The 23,189-nt window shown below is 69.5% G+C and carries 20 protein-coding genes and 1 tRNA gene; 3 read left to right on the plus strand and 18 right to left on the minus strand.

The window, feature by feature from the left end; all coding sequences use genetic code 11:
- Positions 1-139: 139 nt before the first annotated feature.
- Positions 140-607 carry a deaminase gene (locus tag NV348_RS16390; RefSeq protein WP_447147650.1) on the plus strand — a complete coding sequence of 156 codons (468 nt, stop codon included), beginning with the start codon at positions 140-142 and terminating at the stop codon, positions 605-607.
- Positions 608-610: 3 nt separating this feature from the next.
- On the opposite strand, the gene NV348_RS16395 is transcribed toward NV348_RS16390, so the two are convergent.
- From NV348_RS16395 to NV348_RS16430, 8 genes are all read right to left on the minus strand, one after another.
- Positions 611-1,030 carry a CBS domain-containing protein gene (locus tag NV348_RS16395; RefSeq protein WP_447147651.1) on the minus strand — a complete coding sequence of 140 codons (420 nt, stop codon included), beginning with the start codon at positions 1,028-1,030 and terminating at the stop codon, positions 611-613.
- A gap of 106 nt (positions 1,031-1,136) precedes the next feature.
- The gene (gene pknB / locus NV348_RS16400) at positions 1,137-3,041 is read right to left on the minus strand and encodes a Stk1 family PASTA domain-containing Ser/Thr kinase (protein ID WP_447147652.1); all 1,905 of its coding nucleotides are present in this window, start codon (positions 3,039-3,041) and stop codon (positions 1,137-1,139) included.
- Positions 3,038-4,576, minus strand: a complete 1,539-nt coding sequence (locus tag NV348_RS16405) for a protein kinase domain-containing protein (protein ID WP_447147653.1) — start codon at positions 4,574-4,576, stop codon at positions 3,038-3,040. The genes pknB and NV348_RS16405 overlap by 4 nt, the downstream gene beginning before the upstream one ends.
- Before the next feature lie 37 nt (positions 4,577-4,613).
- A complete protein-coding gene (locus tag NV348_RS16410) occupies positions 4,614-6,080 on the minus strand; it encodes a peptidoglycan D,D-transpeptidase FtsI family protein (RefSeq protein WP_447147654.1) in 1,467 nt (488 codons plus the stop codon).
- Positions 6,077-7,549 carry an FtsW/RodA/SpoVE family cell cycle protein gene (locus NV348_RS16415; RefSeq protein WP_447147655.1) on the minus strand — a complete coding sequence of 491 codons (1,473 nt, stop codon included), beginning with the start codon at positions 7,547-7,549 and terminating at the stop codon, positions 6,077-6,079. The genes NV348_RS16410 and NV348_RS16415 overlap by 4 nt, the downstream gene beginning before the upstream one ends.
- The gene (locus NV348_RS16420) at positions 7,549-8,997 is read right to left on the minus strand and encodes a protein phosphatase 2C domain-containing protein (RefSeq protein WP_447147656.1); all 1,449 of its coding nucleotides are present in this window, start codon (positions 8,995-8,997) and stop codon (positions 7,549-7,551) included. The genes NV348_RS16415 and NV348_RS16420 overlap by 1 nt, the downstream gene beginning before the upstream one ends.
- Positions 8,994-9,470, minus strand: coding sequence for an FHA domain-containing protein FhaB/FipA (locus NV348_RS16425; RefSeq protein WP_218716014.1), 477 nt, complete (start codon positions 9,468-9,470; stop codon positions 8,994-8,996). The genes NV348_RS16420 and NV348_RS16425 overlap by 4 nt, the downstream gene beginning before the upstream one ends.
- 168 nt (positions 9,471-9,638) lie before the next feature.
- On the minus strand, positions 9,639-11,054 hold the full coding sequence (locus NV348_RS16430) for an FHA domain-containing protein (protein ID WP_447147657.1): 1,416 nt from the start codon (positions 11,052-11,054) through the stop codon (positions 9,639-9,641).
- 219 nt (positions 11,055-11,273) lie between these two features.
- On the opposite strand from NV348_RS16430, the gene NV348_RS16435 reads away from it, so the two are divergent.
- Positions 11,274-11,356, plus strand: a tRNA-Leu gene (locus NV348_RS16435).
- 60 nt (positions 11,357-11,416) lie between these two features.
- Here NV348_RS16435 and NV348_RS16440 read toward each other — a convergent pair.
- From NV348_RS16440 to NV348_RS16455, 4 genes are all read right to left on the minus strand, one after another.
- Positions 11,417-11,953: a TetR/AcrR family transcriptional regulator gene (locus NV348_RS16440; protein ID WP_447147658.1), complete on the minus strand. Its 537-nt coding sequence runs from the start codon at positions 11,951-11,953 to the stop codon at positions 11,417-11,419.
- Entirely contained in the window at positions 11,950-12,798 is an 849-nt protein-coding gene (locus NV348_RS16445; protein WP_447147659.1) for an alpha/beta fold hydrolase, read from the minus strand. The genes NV348_RS16440 and NV348_RS16445 overlap by 4 nt, the downstream gene beginning before the upstream one ends.
- 78 nt (positions 12,799-12,876) lie before the next feature.
- Positions 12,877-13,506, minus strand: a complete 630-nt coding sequence (locus tag NV348_RS16450) for a methyltransferase domain-containing protein (RefSeq protein ID WP_447147660.1) — start codon at positions 13,504-13,506, stop codon at positions 12,877-12,879.
- 737 nt (positions 13,507-14,243) lie between these two features.
- A complete protein-coding gene (locus tag NV348_RS16455) occupies positions 14,244-15,278 on the minus strand; it encodes a stage II sporulation protein M (protein ID WP_447147661.1) in 1,035 nt (344 codons plus the stop codon).
- A gap of 18 nt (positions 15,279-15,296) precedes the next feature.
- On the opposite strand from NV348_RS16455, the gene NV348_RS16460 reads away from it, so the two are divergent.
- Complete coding sequence (locus tag NV348_RS16460; protein WP_447147662.1) at positions 15,297-16,043, plus strand: RDD family protein; 747 nt, start codon at positions 15,297-15,299, stop codon at positions 16,041-16,043.
- A 90-nt stretch (positions 16,044-16,133) separates the two neighbouring features.
- On the opposite strand, the gene NV348_RS16465 is transcribed toward NV348_RS16460, so the two are convergent.
- The 6 genes from NV348_RS16465 to NV348_RS16490 all read right to left on the minus strand — a co-directional run bounded on the left by NV348_RS16465 (position 16,134) and on the right by NV348_RS16490 (position 23,148).
- Complete coding sequence (locus NV348_RS16465; protein WP_447147663.1) at positions 16,134-17,429, minus strand: DUF58 domain-containing protein; 1,296 nt, start codon at positions 17,427-17,429, stop codon at positions 16,134-16,136.
- Between the two features lie 4 nt (positions 17,430-17,433).
- Positions 17,434-18,420 (minus strand): AAA family ATPase, encoded by a 987-nt coding sequence (locus tag NV348_RS16470; RefSeq protein WP_447147664.1) that lies wholly within the window; start codon positions 18,418-18,420, stop codon positions 17,434-17,436.
- Complete coding sequence (locus NV348_RS16475; protein WP_447147665.1) at positions 18,417-19,505, minus strand: DUF4129 domain-containing protein; 1,089 nt, start codon at positions 19,503-19,505, stop codon at positions 18,417-18,419. Before NV348_RS16475 ends, NV348_RS16470 begins: the two co-directional genes overlap by 4 nt.
- Entirely contained in the window at positions 19,502-20,386 is an 885-nt protein-coding gene (locus NV348_RS16480; RefSeq protein ID WP_447147666.1) for a hypothetical protein, read from the minus strand. Before NV348_RS16480 ends, NV348_RS16475 begins: the two co-directional genes overlap by 4 nt.
- Positions 20,387-20,820: 434 nt before the next feature.
- Positions 20,821-22,425, minus strand: coding sequence for an adenylate/guanylate cyclase domain-containing protein (locus NV348_RS16485; RefSeq protein ID WP_447147667.1), 1,605 nt, complete (start codon positions 22,423-22,425; stop codon positions 20,821-20,823).
- A gap of 177 nt (positions 22,426-22,602) precedes the next feature.
- Positions 22,603-23,148: a TetR/AcrR family transcriptional regulator gene (locus NV348_RS16490; RefSeq protein WP_447147668.1), complete on the minus strand. Its 546-nt coding sequence runs from the start codon at positions 23,146-23,148 to the stop codon at positions 22,603-22,605.
- Positions 23,149-23,189 lie beyond the last annotated feature (41 nt).

Raw genomic sequence — 23,189 nt, forward strand, 5'->3', positions numbered from 1 at the left:
CCTGTGTTCGAAATCATGTTCTCGACCTGGGAAAATATCTCTGTCCACAGCTTGTTCGGCGAATCGCTGCACACCTGAACATGACCGAATCCACATCATGCGACAGTTGTGGATAACTCCCGACCAGCAGGGGAATCCGATGACCGCAGGTAGCGCCGAGAGCACCGACCACCGATTCATGCACAGGGCGATCGAACTCGCGAGGAACTGCCCACCCAGCCCGACGGCCTACTCGGTGGGCGCGGTGATCGTCGCCGACGGTGTGGAGATCTCGACCGGCTACTCCAGGGAGACCGACGAGAAGGTGCACGCCGAGGAGTCGGCGCTGAACAAGCTCGACCCGGACGACCCGCGGCTGACCAGGGCGACGATCTACAGCACGCTCGAACCGTGCTCGACCCGCGCCACCACGAGCCGGCTGCCGTGCACCGACCGGATCCTGGCCGCCGGCATCCCGACCGTCGTCATCGCCTGGCGTGAGCCGAGCCTGTTCGTCGCCGCGTGCGAGGGTGTGGACAAACTCCGCAGGCACGGCGTGCGGGTGGTGGAGCTGACCGACCTGGCCGGCGAGGCCATGTCGATGAACTCCCATCTCGATCTGAGTTGAGGCTCAGGGCCGCCCGTAGATGGCGGTCACGAACTCGCCGAGCTGATTGTCGTCGAGGTGGCGGGCCAGATCGGCCTCGCTGATCATGCCGACGAGCCGTTTGTTCTCGATCACCGGCATCCGCTTGACCCGATGGGCTTCCATCTGGTCGAGCACGTCCTCCACGTCGGCGTCGGCGCTGACCCATCGCGGGGTCGACTCGCACAACTCGGCCGCGGTCGTGGTTTCGGGGGACAGGCCGAGCGCGATGCACTTCACGACGATGTCGCGGTCGGTGATGATGCCGCACATGCGCTCGTCGTCGTCGGCGACGACGAGCGATCCGACACCGAGATCGGCCATCGCCGTCGCCGCAGTCGCCACGGTGTCACCGCGGGTGATCCACTGCGCGCCGGGCTTCATGATGTCCTTGGCCGTGGTCATAGGGCTACCTCCTCGTTCAGCGGAGCTGGGTGGGATGAAGCAGCATCATTCTGCGCCCGCCGCGTCGCGGCAGGTGGGTTCTCCACGCAATCGAGACCTCGCGATCTCAGCGCGGTAGCGGCGAAGCACCCACCTGCAGCACGACGTTGCCGGTGATGGTCACCGAGGACCCCGCCGCCGGACTCTGACCGACGATCTTGCCGGAGGCGCTGCCGTCTAGCGTGATCACGGTGGTCTGGCTGAGCTGACCCGTCCAGCCGAGCGCGCGCAACTGTTCCTGTGCCTGCGTCGGGGTGAGTCCGGTCAGGTCGGGGACGGTGATCCGGTCACCGGCCGAGACCTGCACGGTGATGGTCGACCCCTTCTCGGCGTTGCTGCCGCCGGTCGGGTTGGTGGAGAGCACCTGCCCCTTCGGCGCGGACGACTTCACTTCCTGGATGTCGACCTTGAAGCCGGCGCTGTCGACCAGGTTCGGCTGGGCGATCGAGATGTCCTGACCGACCACGGTCGGCACCCTGACCTGCTCCGGACCCGAACCGATGGTGATCACGATCGGCTGATCGATGTCCACCCGGACGCCCGCGCTCGGTTCCTGCGCGATCACCTTGTCGGTCTCGGCGGTGCTCGACGCTTTGCGCGGCGGGTTCGGACTCAGTTGCAGCCCGATCGAATTCAGCTTCTGCTCGGCCTCGGCCTGCGTCAGCCCGGACAGCCGCGGCACCTGCACCTGGGTCGGTCCGGTCGACACCTGCATGGTGACCGTGCTGCCCTCGTCGATCCGCGAACCGCCGAGCGGCTGGGTCGCGATGACATTGCCGACGGCCACCTTGCCGTCCGCCTTCTGCTGCGTGGCGACGTGGAATCCGGCCTGCTGCAACGCGGTCTGCGCCTGCTGGGACGGCTGACCCGACACATCGGGCACGGCTATCTGGTCGGCCTTGCTGCCCGGTCCGACCAGCACCCAGAACAGCCCGAACGCCACCGCCAGCGCGGCGGCGACGCCGAGCGCGATCAGTCCGGTGCGATTGCGGTCCTCGGCGGGCGGCGCGATCGCGGCCTGCTCGGAGGTGTCGTCGCGGCGATCACGGAACGAACGCGGGGCAGGCTCGTCGTCGTAGTCGAGGATGGTGGTGCGGTCTTCCTCGTTCATCACCATCGGCGCGCTCGGCTTCTGCCCGCCGAGCACCCGGATCAGGTCGGCGCGCATCTCCGCGGCCGTCTGGTACCGGTTGGCCGGGTTCTTGGCCATCGCCTTGAGGATCACCGAGTCGAGTTCGCGCGGCACGCCGGGATTCACCGACGACGGCAGCGGCGGATCCTCCTTGACGTGCTGGTAGGCGACCGCGACCGGGGAATCGCCGGTGAACGGCGGCTGGCCGGTGAGGATCTCGAACAGTACGCAGCCGACCGAGTACACATCGGAGCGGGCGTCGACGGTCTCGCCGCGCGCCTGCTCCGGCGAGAGGTACTGCGCGGTGCCGATCACCGCGGCGGTCTGGGTCATCGGGTTGGAGCTGTCGGCGATCGCGCGCGCGATGCCGAAGTCCATCACCTTCACCGCGCCCGCGCGGTTGATCATGATGTTGGCGGGCTTCATGTCGCGGTGCACGATGCCGGCCTTGTGGCTGAAATCGAGCGCGGCGCACACGTCGGCCACGACTTCCATCGCCTTGCGCGGGGCCAGCGGGCCCTTGCCGCGGACGATGTCACGCAGGGTGTCGCCCTCGACGTACTCCATGACGATGTAGGGCAGCGGGCCGCCGTCGACGGTGGCCTCGCCGGTGTCGTACACCGCGACGATGGCCGGATGATTCAGCGCGGCCGCGTTCTGCGCCTCCCGCTTGAACCGCAGGTAGAACGTGGGATCGCGGGCCAGATCGGCCCGCAGCACCTTGATCGCGACATCGCGCGAGAGGCGCACGTCGCGAGCCCTGTGCACCTCCGACATGCCCCCGAACCCGATGATCTCGCCCAGCTCGTACCGCGAGGAGAGATTCTTCGGGGTCGTCATGGTTGTCCTTGTGGCGCGGTGTTGTCGACGGTGATGTTCGGGCCGAGCGCGTTCGGGGCGTCCGGGAACGGCAGGTCCAGCGTGGGCAGTCGCGGCCTGCCGTTGACCGTCGTCGTCCCGGCGGCCGGGGTGGTGGTGGCCGTCGGCTTGGTGGTCTTGGTGGTCGTCGTCGGCTTGGTCGTCGTCGTCGGCGGCTGCGTCGTCGTGGTGGGCGGTTCCGTCGTTGTCGTCGGCGCCTCGGTGGTTGTCGTCGGGCGCGGCGGTTCCGTCGTTGTCGTCGGCGCCTCGCTGGGCGGCACGATCGGCGGCGGGAACGACTTCGTGGTCACGGGCGGGGGCAGCGGTTGGGTGGTCTGCGTCGTGGTGGTCGTGATGCCGGAGCCGCGATTCGGTTCACCGCCGAACAGCACCCAGAGCACGACACCGCCCAGCAACAGCGCGCCGACGCCCAGGGCGATCAGCCACTTCTGGTTGTTCTTGGCATTGCTGGTCGCCGCGACGGCCGCGGGCGCGGCGGCCTGCGTCGCCGGGCCGGTGTAGCCGCCACCGGGGGTGATCGGCTGCGGCGCCTGGCTGCCGAAACGCATGGTCGCGCCGTCGTACTCGGCGCCGGCGGCCGCCGGGATCACCATGGTCGGGCCGGGCGGCAGCACCCTGGTCGCGCCGGTCATCGGGTGCGCGGCACCGGCGGGCGGCGGCGGCATGTGCCCCGCGCGCACCGCGGCGACGGCATCGGCGAACTCGCCGCCGCTGCTGTAGCGCTGGGTCGGGTCCTTGGCCATCGTGATCGCGATCAGCTCGTGCACGTTCGCGGGCAGATCGGCGGGCATCGGCGGCGGCGCGTCGCGCACATGCTTCATCGCGACGGTGATGGCGCCATCACCGGTGAACGGGCGCGCGCCGGCCAGCGCCTCGTAGCCGACGATGCCGAGCGAGTAGACGTCGCTGGCCGCGGTGGCGTCCTCGCCGACGGCCTGCTCGGGCGCGATGTACTGGGCGGTGCCCATCACCATGCCGGTCTTGGTGACCGGCGAGGCGTCGACCGCCTTGGCGATGCCGAAGTCGGTGATCTTCACCTGGCCGGTGGGCGTCACCAGGATGTTGCCCGGCTTCACGTCGCGGTGCACCACGCCGGCGGCGTGCGCCACCTCGAGTGCGCGACCGGTCTGCTCGAGCATGTCCAGACCCTGGACGACCGAGAGCCTGCCCATCCGGTTCAGCACCGCGTTGAGCGGTTCGCCCTGCACCAGTTCCATGACCAGGTAGGCGGTTTCGCCACCCGACGGGTCGGTGGTCTCGCCGTAGTCGTAGATGCCGGCGATACCGGGGTGGTTGAGCTGCGCGGTGGTGCGCGCCTCGGTCCGGAACCGCTGACGGAAGGTCGGGTCGGCGGAGAACTCGGTCTTGAGGACCTTGACCGCCACCCGGCGGTCGAGCCGGGTGTCCATCGCTTCCCACACCTGACCCATGCCGCCCGTGGCGATGAGCCGTTGCAGGCGGTAGCGGTCGGCGATCATGGCGCCGTTGTTCAGCATCGGGGCCCCCGTGTTGTCACTCGCACACTCATTTCGTTCAGCCCCCTGCCAGGCCCGCGTCCAGCACCGACCGGGCGATCGGCGCGGCGACCGAACCACCGGTGGCCGACAGCGCGCGGTCGCCGCCGTTCTCGACGATCACCGCGATGGCGATCTTCGGGTTCTGTGCAGGCGCGAAGGCCATATACCACGCGTGGGGCGGGGTGTTACGGGGATTGCTGCCATGTTCGGCTGTTCCGGTCTTGGAGGCGATCTGGTACGGCGACCGGCCGCCGCCCATGGTGTTGGCCTCCGAGGCGACCATCAGATTCGTCAGGGTCGACGCTACCTGGGGACTCACGGCTTGTCCGACCGAGACGGCCTTGGTCTTGCTGAGCTCGGACAGGTCCGGCGCCTGGGTCTGGTCGACCAGGTACGGCTGCATCCTGGTCCCGCCGTTGGCGATCGTCGCGGCGACCACCGCGATGTCGAGCGGGGTGACCGCGACATCGCGCTGACCGATGCTGGACTGCCCGAGGGCGGCGTTGTCCGGGATCGGGCCGACGGTCGACTCCGCCACCGGGATCGGCACCCCGCGATGCGGGCCGATGCCGAACGCGGCGGCCTCGTCCTTGAGCGCGGTCGCGCCGACCTTCACGCCGAGCTCGACGAACGCGGTGTTGCAGGAGCGCCGGAACGCGTCGTAGAGGCTCGCGGTCGGCCCGTCACCACAGGTGCTGCCGCCGTAGTTCTCCAGCGTGGTGCTGGTGCCGGGCAGGGTGATGTTGGGCGCCGCGGTGAACTGGTCGTCGGGACCGGCGACGCCGTTGGACAGCGCGGCCGCGGTCACGATGGTCTTGAAGGTCGAGCCCGGCGGGTAGGTCTGCGAGACGGCGCGATTGAGCATCGGCTGGCTCGGGTCGGTGCTGAGCCGCTCCCAGGCCGCCCGACCCGCCGCGCCGTCGTGGCCCGACAGCTCGTTGGGGTCGTAGCTGGGGGTCGACACCATCGTCAGGATCTTGCCGGTGCTCGGCTCGATCGCGACCACGGCGCCGGTGTAGCCCTTCGAGATCATCTGGTCGTAGGCGACCTGCTGCATCATCGGGTTGAGCGTGGTGAGCACGTTGGCGCCGCGCGGGTCACGCCCGGAGAACATGTCGATGAGCCTGCGACCGAACAGGCTCGAGTCGTTGCCCGACAGCAACGGGTCCTCGGCCAGCTCCAGCCCGGTCTTGCCGTACTGCATCGAGTAGAAGCCGGTGACCGGCGCGTACGCGGGCGGGGTGCTCGGGTACTGGCGCAGGTACTTGTACCGGTCGTCGGTGGCGACCGAACTCGCGAGCACCGTGCCGCCCGCGGAGATCTGCCCGCGCTGGCGCGAGTACTCGTCGAGCAGCACGCGCGAGTTGCGCGGATCGCTGCGCAGATCGTCGGCCTTGACCACCTGCAGGTAGGTGGCGTTCACCAGCAGCGCGACCACCATCACCATCACGGCGACGGCGACGCGACGTAGTGGAGTGTTCATTCGCTCGCCCTGCCTTCCGACCTGCGGAACATCTCGGTCGGCGCCTCGGCGATCGGCGCCGGGCCGCGCTTGCGCGCCGGTGCGGGCGCGCGGGCGGCATCGGAGATCTTGATCAGCAGCCCGAGTAGCGCGTAGTTCGCCAGCAGGGACGAACCGCCGTAGGAGATGAACGGCGTGGTCAGACCGGTCAGCGGGATCAGCTTGGTGACACCGCCGACGACGACGAAGATCTGGATCGCGATCGTGAACGAGAGCCCGGCCGCGAGCAGCTTGCCGAAGCTGTCGCGCACGGCCAGCGCGGTGCGCAGCCCGCGCACGATGAAGATCAGGAACAGCATCAGCACCGCGGTGAGCCCGACCAGGCCGAGCTCCTCACCGATCGTGGTGACGATGAAGTCGGTCTTGGCGAACGGCACCTGGTTGGGCCGGCCGCTGCCGAGTCCGGTGCCCGCCAGCCCGCCGGTCGCGAAACCGAACAGCGACTGCGAGATCTGGTAGCCGGTGTTGTGGTAGTCGTCGAACGGGTTCAGCCAGGTGTCCACGCGCACCCGCACGTGCCCGAAGAGCTGGTAGGCGAAGACGAAGCCGAGCACGAGCAGGCCGCCGCCGATGATCAGCCAGCCCACCCGCTCGGTGGCGATGTAGATCATCACCAGCACCGTGCCGAAGATCAGCAGCGAGGTGCCGAGGTCCTTCTCCAGCACGAGCACGCCGATGCAGACGACCCAGACGATCAGCACCGGGCCCATATCGCGCGGGCGCGGGAAGTCCATGCCGAGGAAGTGCTTGCCCGCCGCGGTGAACAGATCGCGCTTGGCCACGAGCACGCCGGCGAAGAACACGATCAGCAGGATCTTCGCGAATTCGCCCGGCTGCACGCTGAATCCGGGCAGCCGGATCCAGATCTTGGCGCCGTTGACTTCGGAGAACCGGCTGGGCAGCAGTGCGGGAATCGCCAGCGCGAGCAGCCCGACCAGGCCTAGGGTGTAGGTGTAGCGCGCGAGCGTGCGGTAGTCCCGCAAGACGATGAGCAGGGTGATGAACACCACGATGCCCAGGCCGGTCCACATGATCTGCTGGTTGGCGTCGGGGGAGGGAATGGGACTCGAGTCGTACGCGGCCTTCTGCGCGTCCGCGAGGTCGAGCCGGTGAATCAGCACCAGCCCCAATCCGTTGAGCAGCGCCACGATCGGTAGCAGCAGTGGGTCGGCGAACGGCGCGAACCGCCGCACGGCCAGATGCGCGATCCCGAACAGCGCGAGGAAAGCCAGTCCGTACTTGGCGATATCCCAGGTGATCGACTGTTCCTGGCTCGCCTCGACGATGAACAACGACACCGTCGTGATCCCCGCCGCCCCCGCCAGCAGCAGCAACTCCTGGTTGCGTCGCGTCGACGGGGGTGGTGCTGGCGCGAATCCGCCAGGGGGACTGGGGAAAGCCCCAGCCGACGGCGGTGCCGGAGCGGACATCAGTCCGTCACCCGGCAGTTCTCCCCTGAGATCTGCGGAGTTGTCGGGGGGACGGTCGTCGTGGCCGGGGCGGGCGTGGTGGTCGGCGTCGCGGGCTGATCGGGGCCGGGAGTCGGTGCGCCACCGGGCACCACCGGCGGCTGCTCGGTGGGCAGCACGCCGGGCTGGGGCACCGATTCCTTCTTCGGGCAGGGCGGCAGCAGTTCCTTCTGCGCCAGCACCTTCATGCTGTCGCGCGCCTTGTCCAGCGAGTCCGGCGGCAGGCCCTTCTCGACCTGATCGCGGCCGGTCTGCTTGAGATCGCCGACCGTCAGCTTCTTGCAGCCGGTCGGTGCGGATTTACCGGCCTCGACGAGGGTCAGCTCGCCCTTGCTGTTGACGCAGCCGGTGAGCTCCACATCGTGGATCGAGTAGCCGAGGATCGAGCCGGGCAGTCCGCGCATCACGACCACCTGATCGTTGTCGGCGCCCACGTAGTAGTTGCTGCGAATCATCTTGTAGCCGACCACGAGTCCGACGGCGACCGCGGCGATCAGCGCCACCGAGAGGAGCAGCCAGCGCAACTTGTGCGACTTCGGCTCCGGCGGCGGGGGCGCGGCGGCGGCCCGACGGGGCTGGGCGCGCGGCGGGCGCATCGCGGCGGCACGACCCGCTGCGGTGTTCGGCGGCGGCGTGTCTTCCTCCTCCTCGGTGGAGGCGGCGCCGGCGACGATCGGATGGCTCTGGCCGTAATCGAGATCGATCACGTCGGCCACGACGACGGTGACGTTGTCGGGACCACCACTGCGCAAAGCCAATTCGATGAGCCGGTCGGCGCACTCGTCGGTATTGCCCTCGCGCATGGTGTTGCCGATGGTCTCGTCGCTCACCACGTCGGAAAGTCCGTCGGAGCACAGCAGATACCGGTCACCGGCGCGGGCTTCGCGCATGATCAGCGTCGGCTCGATCTCGTTGCCGGTGAGGGCGCGCATGATCAGCGAACGCTGCGGGTGGGTGTGCGCCTGCTCGGCGGTGATCCGGCCCTCGTCGACCAGCGATTGCACGAACGTGTCGTCACGGGTGATCTGGGCGAGTTCGCCCTCGCGCAACAGGTACGCGCGCGAGTCGCCGATATGGACCATGCCGAGCTTGCCGCCCGCGAACAGGATGGCGGTGAGCGTGGTGCCCATGCCGTCGAGTTCGGGTTCGGCCTCGACGTGGTCGGCGATGGCCGCGTTGCCGGAACGCGTTGCGCGGTCGAGCTTGCCGAGGATGTCCTGGCCTGGCTCGTCGTCGTCCAGATGCGCCAGCGCGGCGATCATCAGCTGGGAGGCGACTTCACCGGCGGCGTGGCCACCCATGCCGTCGGCGAGGGCCAGCAGGCGTGCGCCCGCGTAGACCGAATCCTCGTTGTTGCCCCGGACGAGTCCGCGGTCGCTTCGCGCGGTGTAGCGCAGAACAAGTGTCACGATCGCAGCTCGATCACAGTTTTGCCGACCCGGACCGGAGTGCCGAGCGGAACACGGACAGCGGTGGTGACTTTCGCGCGGTCGAGATAAGTGCCGTTGGTGGAGCCGAGGTCTTCCACGTACCAGTCGTCACCACGCTGAGACAGTCGCGCGTGCCTGGTCGAGGCGTAGTCGTCGGTGAGTACCAGCGTCGAATCGTCGGCACGGCCGATGAGAACCGGCTGCGTGCCGAGCGTGATTCGAGTGCCGGCCAGTGAACCATGAGTCACCACTAGATACTTGGCGCCCTTCTGGCCTCGGCTGAAGGAAGGCAGCCCGATGGACCCGCGCGCACCGCGTGCGGCCCTCGGCTGAATCCGGATGCCGGATGCCGCGTAGATATCGCTGCGCAAGGTCCGCAATACGGCCCAGACGAACAACCAGAGCAGCAGCAGGAACCCCGCGCGGGTCAATTGCAGGATCAATCCCTGCACGGCGTTCCACCTCCTGTTCGCCCGGGTACGTCGGTACGGCAGGTGCGGGGCGAACCACCCCCACCAGCGTGCTGGCTTGCGGGCCCCGAGGTCGGGGCCGTGCGTGTGATGGCAGCATCATAGGGCCGACGGCGTCGACTCGTGACCTGCACCGCGCAGCTTACGGGATCAGACGATCCGGATCAGGATCTCCGAATGTCCGGCCCGGATGACGTCGCCGTCGGCGAGCTGCCAATCCTGTACGGGCGAGCCGTTGACCAGGGTTCCGTTGGTGGAACCCAGGTCCGAGAGCATCGCGGTCTGGCCGTCCCAGCGCACCTCGATGTGGCGGCGCGACACACCGGTGTCGGGCAGGCGGAAGTGCGCGTCCTGGCCGCGGCCGATGATGTTGCTGCCCTCGCGGAGCTGGTACGTGCGGCCGCTGCCGTCGTCGAGCTGGAGGGTGGCCGAGTAGCTGGACTGGGCGGCGCCGTAACCGGCACCGGCGGCGGGCGCCTGGCCGTAGCCCTGCGGCTGGGCGGCGTAGCCGGCCTGCTGGCCGTAGCCCGCCTGCTCCTCCTGGCCGTAGCCGGCCTGCTGGCCGTAGCCCTGCTGCGGTTCGGCATAGCCCTGCTGGCCGTAACCCTGGTCGGCGTAGCCGTTCTGGCCGTAGCCGCCCTGCTGGTCGTAGCCGGGCTCGGCGTAGCCCTGCTGGCCGTAACCGGCCTGCTGGCCGTAGCCCTGCTGCGGTTCGGCGTAACCCTGCTGGCCGTAGCCGCCCTGCTGGTCGTAACCGGGTTCGGCGTAGCCCTGCTGGCCGTAACCACCCTGCTGGCTGTAGGCCTGCTGGCCGTAACCGCCCTGCTGGTCGTAACCGGGCTCACCGTAACCGGGCTGGGCGCCGTAGCCGCCCTGCTGGCCGTAGCCTGCCTGGCCGCCCGCGTTGTCGTATCCGTTCTGGTACTCGCCACCCTGCTGGCCGTACGCGGCATCGCCGTAGCCGGGCTGGGCGCCGTAGCCGCCCTGCTGGCCGTACTCGTCGGGGTAGGCACCGCCAGGAGCCGCACCGCGGGCGGCGGGCGGCGGCGCGTACCCGCGATTGCGTGGATCGGACTCCGCGGGCTCTCGGCTCGGCTCGTAGCCTGAGTTGTGCGTCATGGGGCCAGCTCCTGGTTGCGGGTGTGCGGGTCGTTGTGGCGGTTCGGGGCGAGGTGGGGCGGTCCCGCGACCGGCGTCGGGGTCGACGCGGCCGCTCGCTCTGAACATTCCGGTGTGCAGCGTAGGTGATGCCTCGAACGCCACGTGTACTTCGCCGTAGGTCTGCCAGCCCTGCTCGCGGATGTAATCCTGCAGATGTTTGGCGAACGCCTTGGTCGTGAGGTCGTGATCGGCATCGAGTTTTCCGTGATCGGATTCGTTGATCGTGATCACGTAACTGTTCGGCGCGAGCTTGTGCCCACCGCCCAGATCCTGGACCTGATCTGCGGCTTCGCGCTGCAGCGCGGCCTCCACCTCCTGGGGAACGACGCTGCCGCCGAACGCCCTCGCGAACACATCACCGACGGCGCCCTGTAAGCGACGCTCGAATCTCGACACGATGCCCATCACAGCCCTCCCTTCGGTGCGCGTGTCCGACCAGGTCGACACGCTGGTTACGGCGTGTCCGGACCCGACCACGTTCCTTGCATGATATCCACGATCCTCCAACCCTGTAACTCCCGGCGAACCACCCCGGTTCCCGAGCCGAATCCGCTCGCATCGCCGCAGGTCAGAGGGTCGATTTTATTTTCCTCGCCGAGGCATGTTAGATTTTTCCAGTCGCTCGGGCGAGTGGCGGAATGGCAGACGCGCTGGCTTCAGGTGCCAGTGTCCGTAAGGACGTGGGGGTTCAAGTCCCCCTTCGCCCACAAAGACTAAAGGCTCGATCCCCCGGGATCGGGCCTTTAGTCGTTTTCCGGGGAGTTCTGTCAGCGGCGGACGAGGCGCAGGAGAGCCCCACGGAGGGTGGGGAGTGGCGCGGACTCGGTGAGTTCCCGGAGGGCGGTTTCGGCGATAGCGGCTACCAGGAGGGTGGCGATCGGGGCGGGGTCGTGCCAGCCCATGGCGGTGAGGTCGGCGGTGACGAGGGTGGCGGCGGTGGCGTTGCGGGTGGCGACCTCGGGGGACAGGCCCGCGTCGGTGCGGGCCTGGACGAGCAGGCCCTTGGTCGCGGGGTCGGCCAAGCAGCCGTCGAGGTAGGCGGTGATGCCCGCGGTGAGGCGGGGTTCGCCGGGCGCGAGGTCGGCGATGGCGGCGGTGACCAGGTCGTCGAGGTGGTCGTGGAAGGCACGGTGCAGGTCGACGAAGTAGGCCTCGCGGCTGGGCCAGTGCTGATAGAAGCTGCCCTTGGCCATGTTCGCCCCGGCGGCGATCGCGTTGACCGACAGTCTGGTCAGGTCCTCGGTGGACAGCAGGGTGCGGCCCGCCGCCAGCAGGGCGCGTCGTCCTGGCTCGGCCGATCTCATGGCGCCACTCCAGCACAGACGGTCAGGAAATCCCGCACCGTGTCGAGGAAGAGGCCGGGGGCCTCGGCGAACGGTTCGTGCCGGGTGGCGAGCACCGACACCGTGGCGTGCGGCAGCGCGACGGACACGCCGCGTCGATTCAGCAGCCACGGATTCGTCGGATCGTTGCGTCCCCACACCACCTGAACCGGCACACCGGCCAGCAGGGGCCCGGTCGAGGGCAGGTCGAACCGCGGATCGTCGAAACTGCGCCAGAGACTGCGATATACGGCGAGCCGCGCAGGATCGCCCGGCACCGCCGCGGCCCGGTCGAAGATGGCCCGCACCCCGCCGCGATGCAGCGGGCCCAGATACATCCGCGCGTTCGGCACGATATATCTGCCCGCGACCGCGCGGCTCGCGACGAGATGGAAGTAGCCCCTGGTGATCACGTTCAGCGGCGCGAACCCGGCCGGCTGCACGAGCACGAGCCCACGCACCAGCGCCGGCGCGCGCTCGGCCAATCGCACCGCGGCGTATCCGCCCGCGCTGTTGCCGATCACCGTGAGCGCGCCGAATCCGTGCGCCGACAACGCTTCGGTGACAAGAACACCCACCTCGGCGAGCGCGTCGATGGTGATCAGCTCCGGATCGCGCACGGTCGACGCGCCGGAGCCGGGCCAGTCGACCGCCGCGATCGCCCAGTCGGGCGCGAGCGCGGGCACGATCTCGTCGTAATCGCGGTGATCACCCGGATTGGCGTGCAGCAGGAGCAATCCCGGCGCCGCCTCGGGCGACCGGCCGCGCAAGTGCACCGCGATGTCGCCGAACGGCGTGGGAACGGTCAGTGTCTCGACAAGCCCCATGTGCCGACGGTAGCCATGACCGACCGGTCGGTCAAGGCTGCGGACGGCCGGAATCGCCGATCTTCTCGCGAGGGCGGATCAGCCCTTGCGGGCGATCAGCAGATGATGCGGAATCGGCGGATTCGGCAGCGACCGCTGCTCGACCGTCAGGCCGGCTGCGGCCAGCGCCGCGACGACGTCGGCGACTGGCCGCAGGGTGAATCCATAGGGCGTGAAAGGCATCTTGGCCATCGCGTCGGGATCGCCGATCCCGATCACCGCCACGCCGCCCGGTCGCAGGACGCGCGCCAGCTCCGCGCAGGCGGCGGGCAGATCATCGAGGAAGTAGATGGTGTTGACGGTGATCGCCGCGTCCAGGCTCGCGTCCGGCAGCGGCAGGGCGGCGAGGGTGCCCCCGGCGAGGACGAGCCGCCCGTCCGCGGCGACCGCGGAGCGGGCGCGGGCGAGCATGTCGGCGGAGGGTTCGACGCCGTGCACCACACCTTCGGGCCCGACCCGGTCGAGCAGCAGCGTCAGCCCGACGCCGCCGCCGAAGCCGATATCGGCGACCGTCGCGCCCGCGGTCACCCCTGTCGCGTCTACCGCGGCGGCGATGGCGCGCCTGTTGCCACGGTTGAGAACGAAAGCGACACCCCTACCGAGCGTTCCGTGCGGATTGCCGAGCTGATCGGCGATGGTCGTGAGCAGGCGATCCTTGACCCCGGGCATGGGCTCATCGTAGGCGGGGTCGGTGACTCCGACCCGAAACCCGTCAGCTGAGCACCACCACCGCCCCTGGTGAGGCGAAGATCACACTGCTCTGACCAAGCCGAATCCGGGGCGTTCTGCTGCCGGTTTCACGCCGTTCGGCGGACGGTTCGCAACCGGTCGTTTGTCCAAATTAAGGCCTCGTGACAGGTGCTACCGCCTGATTGCTAGGTGCTGATCTTGTTTGCAGCCCTGTAAACAAACTTGGAGTCTCTTTTACGGCGATTCGCGTCGGGCAAATTGAAATTCTGTTGTCGAATCCGCAGGTGATCGGCTATGCAAGCACGTCTGCAAGATCATCGGCAATCGTCGGGAATACGCGCGCGGCGCGGTGCCGAGAGGTGGGTGGCTCGCTTTCGAAGGTTTGCCGCAGGTGAATTCCCGGTGCGGACGAGAGCGGCTTCAGGGTAGCGCCGGAAGTTAGCTGAGACTGTGAAAATCGGTGCCTTCACAGATGTTTGCTGGTTCGCAATCAGTACCCCCGACCTGCGCGTTGGGGGTTGCATGGGCATAACGATTGTGTACAGTTGACGGTAACGCTGGCCGCAGCTCGAGCCCGACTCGCTGCGGCCAGCGGAACTCAAATGGGGGAGTTCGACACCATCTCGTAACCTCGCGTAGCTGGCGATTGCCCGGCGCCGTTTCGGCGAGGTGTGCTCAGAGTTGCCTGCCGTTCAAATGCACGTGCAGATGCGAGTTCAGGCCCGGTCCAGCGTCTTTGCGGTCGGTGTCAGCCAGCGGTCGGCGGGGTCGGGCAGGGCGACAGGAAGCGCTGCTTCGGCGTCCTGCTCGTCGGCCACCCGGCGACCGATGCCGAATACGTAGAACAGGAACGCCGCCTCGGCGGCGAATCCGAACGCGATCCGCACGGGTGCGGGCAGCGGGCTCGGCGTCACGAAGCCCTCCAGCAGGCCGCACACCAGCAGCACTGCCACCAGGCCGAGCGCCACCGTCGCGGTCACCTTGCCCTGCCGCGCCATCGCGGCCGCGCGGCTGCGGCGGCCGGGGTCGACCAGCGTCCACCCCAGCTTCAACCCCACCCCGCCCGCGACGAACAGCGCCGTCAGCTCCAGCGTGCCGTGCGGGAGGATGAAGCCGAAGAACGATTCGAGCCGGACGGCGTCGGCCATCAATCCACCGGTTATCCCCAGATTCAGCGCGTTCATGAACAGGGCATACACAGCGGGCAGGATCAGCACGCCGGTGAACAACGCGATCGCCGACACCAGCGAATTGTGTGTCCACACCTGGGCGGCGAAGGCGTCGTTGGGGTGCTCGGTGTAGTAGGTCTCGAACTTTCCCCCAGGTCCGGTGACGATATCGAGGTCGCCCTCCGGTATCCCCAGTGCTCGCCGGGCCGCCGCGGAGTTGTCCACAAGCACCGCGATCACCGCGGCGACGGCGAGGCAGATCGCGGTTACCCCCACCCACCACGGCCACGCCCGATACACAGCCGCGGGAAAGTGCCGGGTGAAGAACCGGCCGACCTCGCGCCACGGCTGCGACCGGGCCGCCAGCACCCGCCCCCTGGCCCGGGCGAGCAGCGCGCTGAGCCCCGCGACGAGATCGGGATCGGCGGACTGGCCCTGGATCTTCGCAAGCTGTTGCGAAGCCGCCCGGTACAACCGGACGAGTTCGTCGGCCTCGGCGCCGGACAGTGTGCGCTGGCGGACCAGCTGATCCAACCGATGCCACGACCGTTGATGCGCCCAGCTGTAGGCATCGGTGTCCATATCGGGAATGCTAGCCACATGGCTGAATTCACCACCGGCGAAGCGGTGGCGCTAGAGCTCCCGATCGCGCGCATCCCCAGCCGTGCGGGCGCTTTTCTGCTCGATCTGTGCATCCAGCTCGCCCTCGCGTTCATGCTCGCCTACGGCGCGGTGCTGGCGCTGATCGCGGCCGACGCCGACTCGGCCTGGTACGACGTCACCGGGGTGGTCACGCTGGTGACGGTGCTCATGGTCTATCCGGTGTGCAGCGAGACGGTCTCGCGCGGGCGGTCCCTCGGCAAGCTGGCGTTCGGGCTGCGTGTGGTGCGCGCCGACGCGGGACCGATCGACTTCCGGCACGCGCTGACCCGCGGCCTGGCCGGCGCCATCGTGGATTTCTGGATGCTCGGCGCCTTCGGCGCGGTCGCGGTGATCAGCTCACTGTGCTCGCGCGATGCCAGGCGGGTCGGCGACGTGCTCGCCGGAACGGTGGTTGTGCACACCCGGCAGAGCCTGCCGATGCCCGCGCTCGCCGTCGCCCCGCCGTGGTTGAGCGGCTGGGCGTCCCAGCTCGATCCGAGCGGCCTGTCCGACGAGCTGGCCGGTGCCGTCCGCCAGTATCTGACCAGGTTGCGCACGCTCACCCCGGCCGCGCAGCACCACCTCGGCGCCCAGTTGGTGACGGCGGTCTGCGCCGCCGTGCAGCGCCCGGTGCCGACGGGGTATCCGCCGTACCACGTCCTCGGCGCGGTTCTGGCTCGGCGACAGCAGGTTTCGCGCGTCTGAACCTGTGGACGACCCAGCCCTGTGCACAACCTGTTGGTCAACCGGTGGATGGACTGTGAGCGTCGGTGGACAACTCCAGTTGTCCACAACTCACAGGGAGCCGGACTGTTTCAGCTCCAGGTACTCGTCGGCGAGCGCTTCCGGCAGCTGGTCCGGCGCTGCCGCGACCACCGCGACCCCGCGCCTGCGCAGTGACTCCTGCACGAGCGCCCGCTCCGCCAGCACGGTTTCGGCCGCCGCCGCGGTGTAGACGGCGCCCGCGGTGGAGCGATCACGGGCGGCAGCGGCGATATCCGGGTCGGTGACCGAGACGATCAGGACCCGGTGCCGCTTGGTGAGCGTGGGCAACGCGGGCAGCAGGTGCTCGGTGACCGTCGGCCCGTCCAGACTGGTGAACCACACGATGAGCGCCCGCCTGCGGACCCGGGAGATCACGGTCCGCACCAGGCCGGTGGTGTCGGTATCCACAAGCTGTGGCGTCACCCCCGCGAGGGTGTGCATAAGTTTGAGCGGCAGCTGATGGCCGCCCGCGCCGGTCACCTCGGCCCGTACGCGCCGGTCGTAGGCGAGCAGGTCGACGGTGTCACCGGCAGCCGCGGCCAGACCGCCGAGCAGCAGCGCCGCCTCGATCGAGGAATCCAGTCGCGTGCCATCGCCGACGCGGCCCGCACCGGCCCGGCCGGTGTCGAGCACCATCAGCACATGCCGATTGCGTTCGGGCCGCCAGGTGCGCACGAGGACGTCGGCGGCGCGTGCGGTGGCGCGCCAGTCGATGCTGCGCACGTCGTCGCCGGCCACGTACTCGCGGAACGAATCGAACTCGGTGCCCTGCCCGCGGGTGTTCGCGACATTGCGGCCCTCGAGATGGTGCAGCCGCTTCACCTTCGACCGCAGCAGCCGTTCACTGCGGAACGGCGGCAGCGCGCGCACCCTGGCTGGTACGTCGACGCGCGCCTGCCTGCCCGCCAGCCCGAGCGGACCGAGCAGCCGCACGGTGACGGGCCCGGCCACCCGATCGCCGCGATAGGTGGGGATGAGACCGGTGCGCAGCCGGATGCGGGTGCGCGGCGCCAGGTCGAGGCGGTGGGTGCGGTGATCGGCCCGCGCGCTGTCGGGCCAGGCGTCCCACACCATGCCGCGCACCGTGGTCGTGCCGGTATTGGTGACGACGAGTTCGACCTCGGTCGCCCGGCCGAGCCGCACCACCGTCAGCGGATCACGGGTGAGGGTGAGCGCGTCGGCCCGCGCGGTCAGGGCGATATCGAATACGGCGAGCGCGAGCAGCGCGATACTGGCACCGACCACGCCCACCCACGACGGGGCCAGCAACATCACCAGCGCGCCCGCGATCGCAGCGAGCAGCGCGAACCGGCCTGTGACGACCACGCCGCTACACCGGAACCGGCACCGAGACCAGCAACGACGAGAGCACACCCTCGGTGCTCACCCCGTCCAGCTCGGCCTCGGGCCGCAACTGCAGCCGGTGCCGCAGCACCGCGACCGCCACGGTCTTCACGTCGTCGGGGGTGACGTAGCCGCGCCCGTTCAACCACGCCAACGCGCGCGCGGCCGCCAGCAGCGCGGTCGCGCCGCGGGTGGAGGCGCCGTGCGCGACGGCGGGGGAGCTGCGCGTGGCGCGGCACAGGTCGACGATGTAGGCCAGCACCTCGGGACTCACCGTCACCTGCGCGATCGCGGCGCGGGCGGCGGCGATGTGCTCGGGACCGGCCACCGGACGCAGCCCGGCGGCGCCGAGGTCACGCGGATCGAAGCCGCTCGCGTGCCGCTGCAGGATGCGGAACTCGTCGTCGCGGTCGGGCAGCCGGATGTCGACCTTGAACAGGAACCGGTCGAGCTGGGCCTCGGGCAGCGGGTAGGTGCCCTCCTGCTCGATCGGGTTCTGGGTCGCGACGACGACGAACGGATCCGGCAGCGGCCGCGGCTGACCGTCGACCGAGACCTGGCGCTCCTCCATCGATTCCAGCAGCGAGGACTGCGTCTTCGGCGGGGTGCGGTTGATCTCGTCGGCCAGCAGCAGGTTGGTGAACACCGGGCCGTGGCGGAAGGTGAACTCGGCCGAATGCGGGTCGTAGATCTGCGAACCGGTGACATCGCCCGGCATCAGATCGGGGGTGAACTGCACCCGGGCGTGGTCGAGCGCCAGCGAGGTGGCCAGCGCGCGGACCAGCAGCGTCTTCGCCACGCCGGGAACGCCTTCCAGCAGCACGTGGCCGCGGCACAGCAGCGCGAGCACCAGGTACAGCACGGCCTGGTCGTTACCGACCACGGCCTTGCCGATCTCGGTGCGCAGGGCGGCCAGCGCCGCACCGGCTTCCGCCGCGCTCGGCGATTTCTGCAGGACAGTGTTGTCGGTCATCCGAGCTCCGTCTCGATCCATTCGAGGTGTGCGGCAACGTAATACAGGGTCGTCTCGTCCGGCACCGGGCCGAACAGGACGGTGCCGATCTGCTGGGCGGGCACGCCGAGGCGGGCCGCCGCGGTGTCGACGAGCTGATCGTCGGTCAGATCGCGGGAGCCCAGGCGCGGCCGGATCCGGCGCAGCGTCGCCGTGCGCAGCGTCCGGGCCACGTGTTCGACATCGCCGGAGCGACGGTACAGGCCGGCCTGGCCCGCGAGCAGTTCGTTCGCGGCGACCTCGACCGGTCGCGGTTCGCCGACCAGCGCGCCGCGCCTGCGGCCACGCCACCACATCAGCACGCCGAAGGCGATCAGGAACTGCAGCCCGCCGAAGGCCAGCCAGGCGGGCAGGCTGGTGAAGATCGAGTCCTTGCCCGCGCCGAAGTCGGGGTCGTAGTCCGAATCATCGGGCGGATCGGGCGGATCCGGCATGTCGGGAAGGTCTGGTGGTGGCGGCGCGTCGGGTGCGCCGCACGACTGCATCGTGGCGTACAGCAGCAGGCTCAGCGCCAGCACTGCCGCCAGCGTCGCCCAGAACTTGGGACTGCGCAGCAGCGCGGGCAGCGGCGGAAGTTGCCTGCGGCGCTTGGGCTCGCGCTCGGTGATCTCGAGTTCGACCGGCTCGGCGACCGGCGGCGGCGCGGACTGGGAGTACCGGTCGGCGTATTCGAGCCTGCGGTACTCGTCCTCGGTGGCGGCGCGGCCGCCGTAGACGACCTCGTCGAAACTGCGTGCCGCCGGGTGCAATTCGGTGGACTGTTCCAGCGGGAGCGCGGTGGTCGCGTCGTCGGCGGTCTCCTGCGCGGTGCGCGAGCGCCGGACCGGCAGGGTGCCGCCCTGTTCGAGGGCGCGCAGCACGGCACGGAATCGTTCCCGCAGCGCGCTGTCGTAGTCACGGCGATGCGCGGCCTGCTCGGCGGCGGCGCGATGATCGGCGGCGGCGCCGAGGCGTGGTGATGGCGGCGCCGCGTTGTGCGGCGTCGCGCGAGACGGTTCCAGCGGTTGGCCGTGATGTTCGGGCCCGGGAAAGTGATTGCCGGTCATCGGGTCTCACCTGGTATCCGGATGTCCATGCCCTCGCGGGCGCACCGCCGGTCGATGTAGCAGACGGCGCGGCTGGTCGCCTCGACGATCTCGCTGACCGTCACCACCAGCAGCAGCCCGCCGACCAGCAGCGTGATGAAGGCCCAGCGATGGGTGCCGGAGAAGTCGGACAGATAGAACGGCACACCGAACGCGGGCACCGCGAGGACGGCGAAGATGACCCGCTGGGTGAGCCACAACCCGGCCACGGTCCAATCGGCGCCCTGCACCAGCTCCTTCGACCGGGCGACGGCCGCCCCGAATCCGGCGTGTTCGCCCACGATCACCGGCTCGGCGACGAACCGCCGCGCCCGCACATTCGACAACCAGAGCAGCGCCAGCGGATAGGTGATGATCAGCAGACTGCCGACCAGCAGCACACCGATGCCGGTGAGCGAGAACATGATCTGCGCGAGCACCAGCGGACCCGCGCGCCGGGCGGCCGCCCGCAGCCCGGCGATCGCGCCGAAGCGCACCCCGCCGAAGTCGGCGAGCGCGATCGCCACGGTCGCGCCGCGCAGCACCAGGCGCAGCAGCCAGAGGAAGGCCGCCGTGGCCAGGATCGCCGCCCACGCCGTACCCGCGTCGGAACCGTCGGTCAGGTGCGAGACCAGGCCGGTCACCCCGAGCACGCCGAGCACGGCCAGCACGAGCGCGCTGCCGCCGAGTGCCGCCAGCGCCCGGATATGGGCCTGGATCAGGGCGAACGGCTCGTCGAGCAGTTCGCGGAAACGCAGGGGCCGGATCAGTACCGTCGGCGGAGAGTGCGGCGACGGCGCGGACGCCGGTGCCGGATCGGTTCCCGCCCCGACGGCGCCGACCGCTTCGACGGCGGGACGCACGTGGGCAGTTTAGTTGGAGCGCTGGCGCGCTCGAGTCGGCGGCCCTTTCGGTCCCGCCGGTCAGGCACCGTGGCTTGCTCCTTCGTCGCTTGCGCCACGGCGCCTGACCGACGGGACGGCCGCCGACGGCCGACTTCGTCGGCCTGCCCCTCCTCGAGATCGGGGCGTGCGGGGTCGGGTTGATCGGTCGGGGGCGGGTGTGGGAAGGGATGCGCGGGGCAGGTCCCACCAGCAGGTATGGGTTTTGGAGCGCTGGTGCGCTCGGGTCGGCGGCCCTTCGGGTCTGCCGGTCAGGCACTGTGGCCTGCTTCTTCGTCGCTTGCGCCCCGGCGCCTGACCGGCTGGACGGCCGCCGACGGCTGACTGCGTCGGCCTGCCCTCCTCGAGGTCGGTGCGTGTCGGTCGGGTCAGGCCGACGGTGCTGTCGGGATGGATCAGTGCGCGTCGGACGACTGTGTGTTCGCGGCGGTCGGGTTCAGGGTTTGTCCTGATGGTTTGGGGAGGGCCAGGTGGGTGGGGGTGAGTCTGCCTCGGAGGGTGACTGTTTCGCCCAGGTCCCAGTGGGCGGCCTCGGATTCGGCGGCGCCCGCGAGGGTGGTGGCCGAGCTGAGGAGGCGTTCGTCGTAGTTCTTCGACAGCTCGCACAGGCGGGCCGCTTCGTTGACGGCGTCGCCGATGACGGTGAACTCGTAGCGGTTGTGGGTGCCGACATTGCCCGCGACGACCCGGCCCGCGGCGACGCCGATGCCCGCGTTCAGGTCGGAGGCGTCGCGTAGTCGGCGCTGGATGGCGCGGCCGCAGGACAGGGCCGAGCCCGCCAGGTCGGGTAGGGGAGCGGGGGTGCCGAAGACGGCCAGGGCGGCGTCGCCCTCGAACTTGTTGAGCAGGCCGCCGTGGCGTTCCACCTCGTCGACCACGATGTCAAAGAAGCGGTTGAGGATGCCGACGATCTCGGGGGCGGGGCGGGTGGCGGCCATGGTCGTCGAGCCGATGATGTCGATGAACAGGGCGGCGGCCTCGGTCTCGGTGCCGCCGAGTACGGGCTGGGAGGCGATCGCGGCCATCGCGACGTCGTGGCCGACGTGCTTGCCGAACAGGTCCTCGATCATCGCGCGCTCGCGCAGGCCGTGCACCATCCGGTTGAAACCGCTCTGCAGGTCGCCGAGCTCGGTGCCGTCGTAGAGGGTGATCTCGGTGTCGAGATCGCCGTCCTCCACCCGGCGCAATGCCTGGCGCACCCCCTTGATCGGGGCAACCGTCGCCGCGACGACCTGGGCCATCAGCAGCATCCCGAACAGCAGCGCCGAGCCGCCCAGACTGAGCACGCAGACCGCCAGCCTGGCCTTGCTCACCGCGGGATCGGCCAGCGCCCACACCGCGACGATCATCGACAACGCCACCGGGATACCGACGCCGACCAGCCACGACAGCATGGTCCGGCCGAACACGCCGATGCCGCGGCGCCGATGTGGGTCGGCCTGCAGCACCCGCGCGGTCACCGGCCGCAGCGCGAACTCCACGATCAGATAGCTGTTGGCGCACACCACGATGCCCGCGGCGCCGATCGACAGACCGACCTTCGGGATCAGCGCTGGATCGGCCACGCCGTAGACGATCGTCAGCGTGACCAGCGCCAGCGACCACAGCACCGCCTGCTGCAACACCATCCAGCGCGGCGCCGAGACCGCCACGCGCTGCTCGGGTGGGGTCGGCACGTGGTCGGGGTCGGTGGCCCAGCGCATGGTGCGCAGGCCGGCCACGGTGCCCCACACGGTGCCGATCGCCAGCGCGAGGACCGCGCACAGCGGCGTGAAGACGACATTGATCAGCAGCAGTTGCCCGGTGAAGACGGTCGGGCCGGGCAGCACGAAGCCGGCGAGCACCACGATCATCGTGATGCCGATCAGGTTGGCCACGAGCAACGGCACGGTCAGCAGCAGCTGCACGCGGACCCGCCGGATGGACGACTTCTCCTCGGCCGGACCGAGCAGCGGTGAGCCCCACGGCGCCGCGCGCTTCGGTCCGTTGCGCTGGATCACTCTCGCACTGTAAACCGAGGATGGCGCTTTGCGGCAATGTGTAGCTCAGGTCACTGGTCGAAATGTTCCGCTATATGAGCAGTCAGTGGTCTATTTTCCGGCGCCCGCCGCCGTCGTGTGCGTACCGTTCGGCTGGAAATCGGTTCGGAGTACACATGTCCACTGAAAATGGTGTGCTCAGCGCTCGAGCAGCCGATCGACGACGGCGCGGTAGCGGTCGGGATCGAGTGGCGGCAGGCCGAGCAGCGCGCGCAGGTAGACGCCGTCGCCGACCAGGCGGATGTTGTCGGCGCGGACGGGATCGTCGACCTCGTCGTCCAGGCCGTCCGACCACGCGGTCATCACGCCGTCCAGGGCCGACTGCACCGCGTCGGGTTCACTGCTTGCCGAGGCGTCGATGGTGCGCATGGTCGCCAGCAGGGAGCGGTACAGCGCGAGTTCGACGGCGTCGGCCTGGGTGGTGGGGTCGGGCGTCTGCAGGTACCACTCGGCGACCGGGGTGCCGTTGGCCCGCATCTCCGCGAGCTGCGTGCTCGCGCGCTCGCCGAGTCGTTCGACCAGGCCGACGAGCAGGGCGTCCTTGCTCTTGAAGTGATAGAGCAGCCCGCCCTTGGACACGCCCGCCGCGGCGGCGACGTTGTCGAGGGTCATCTGGGCCGCGCCGCGTTCGAGCAGCAGGGTCTCCAGGGCGTCGAGGATGCGATCGCGGGTGCCGGGGCTCACGGCGATCACTGTACCGTCTGGACGGTTTCTCTGTTACTGTA

The sequence above is a fragment of the Nocardia fodinahabitans genome (assembly GCF_052983615.1).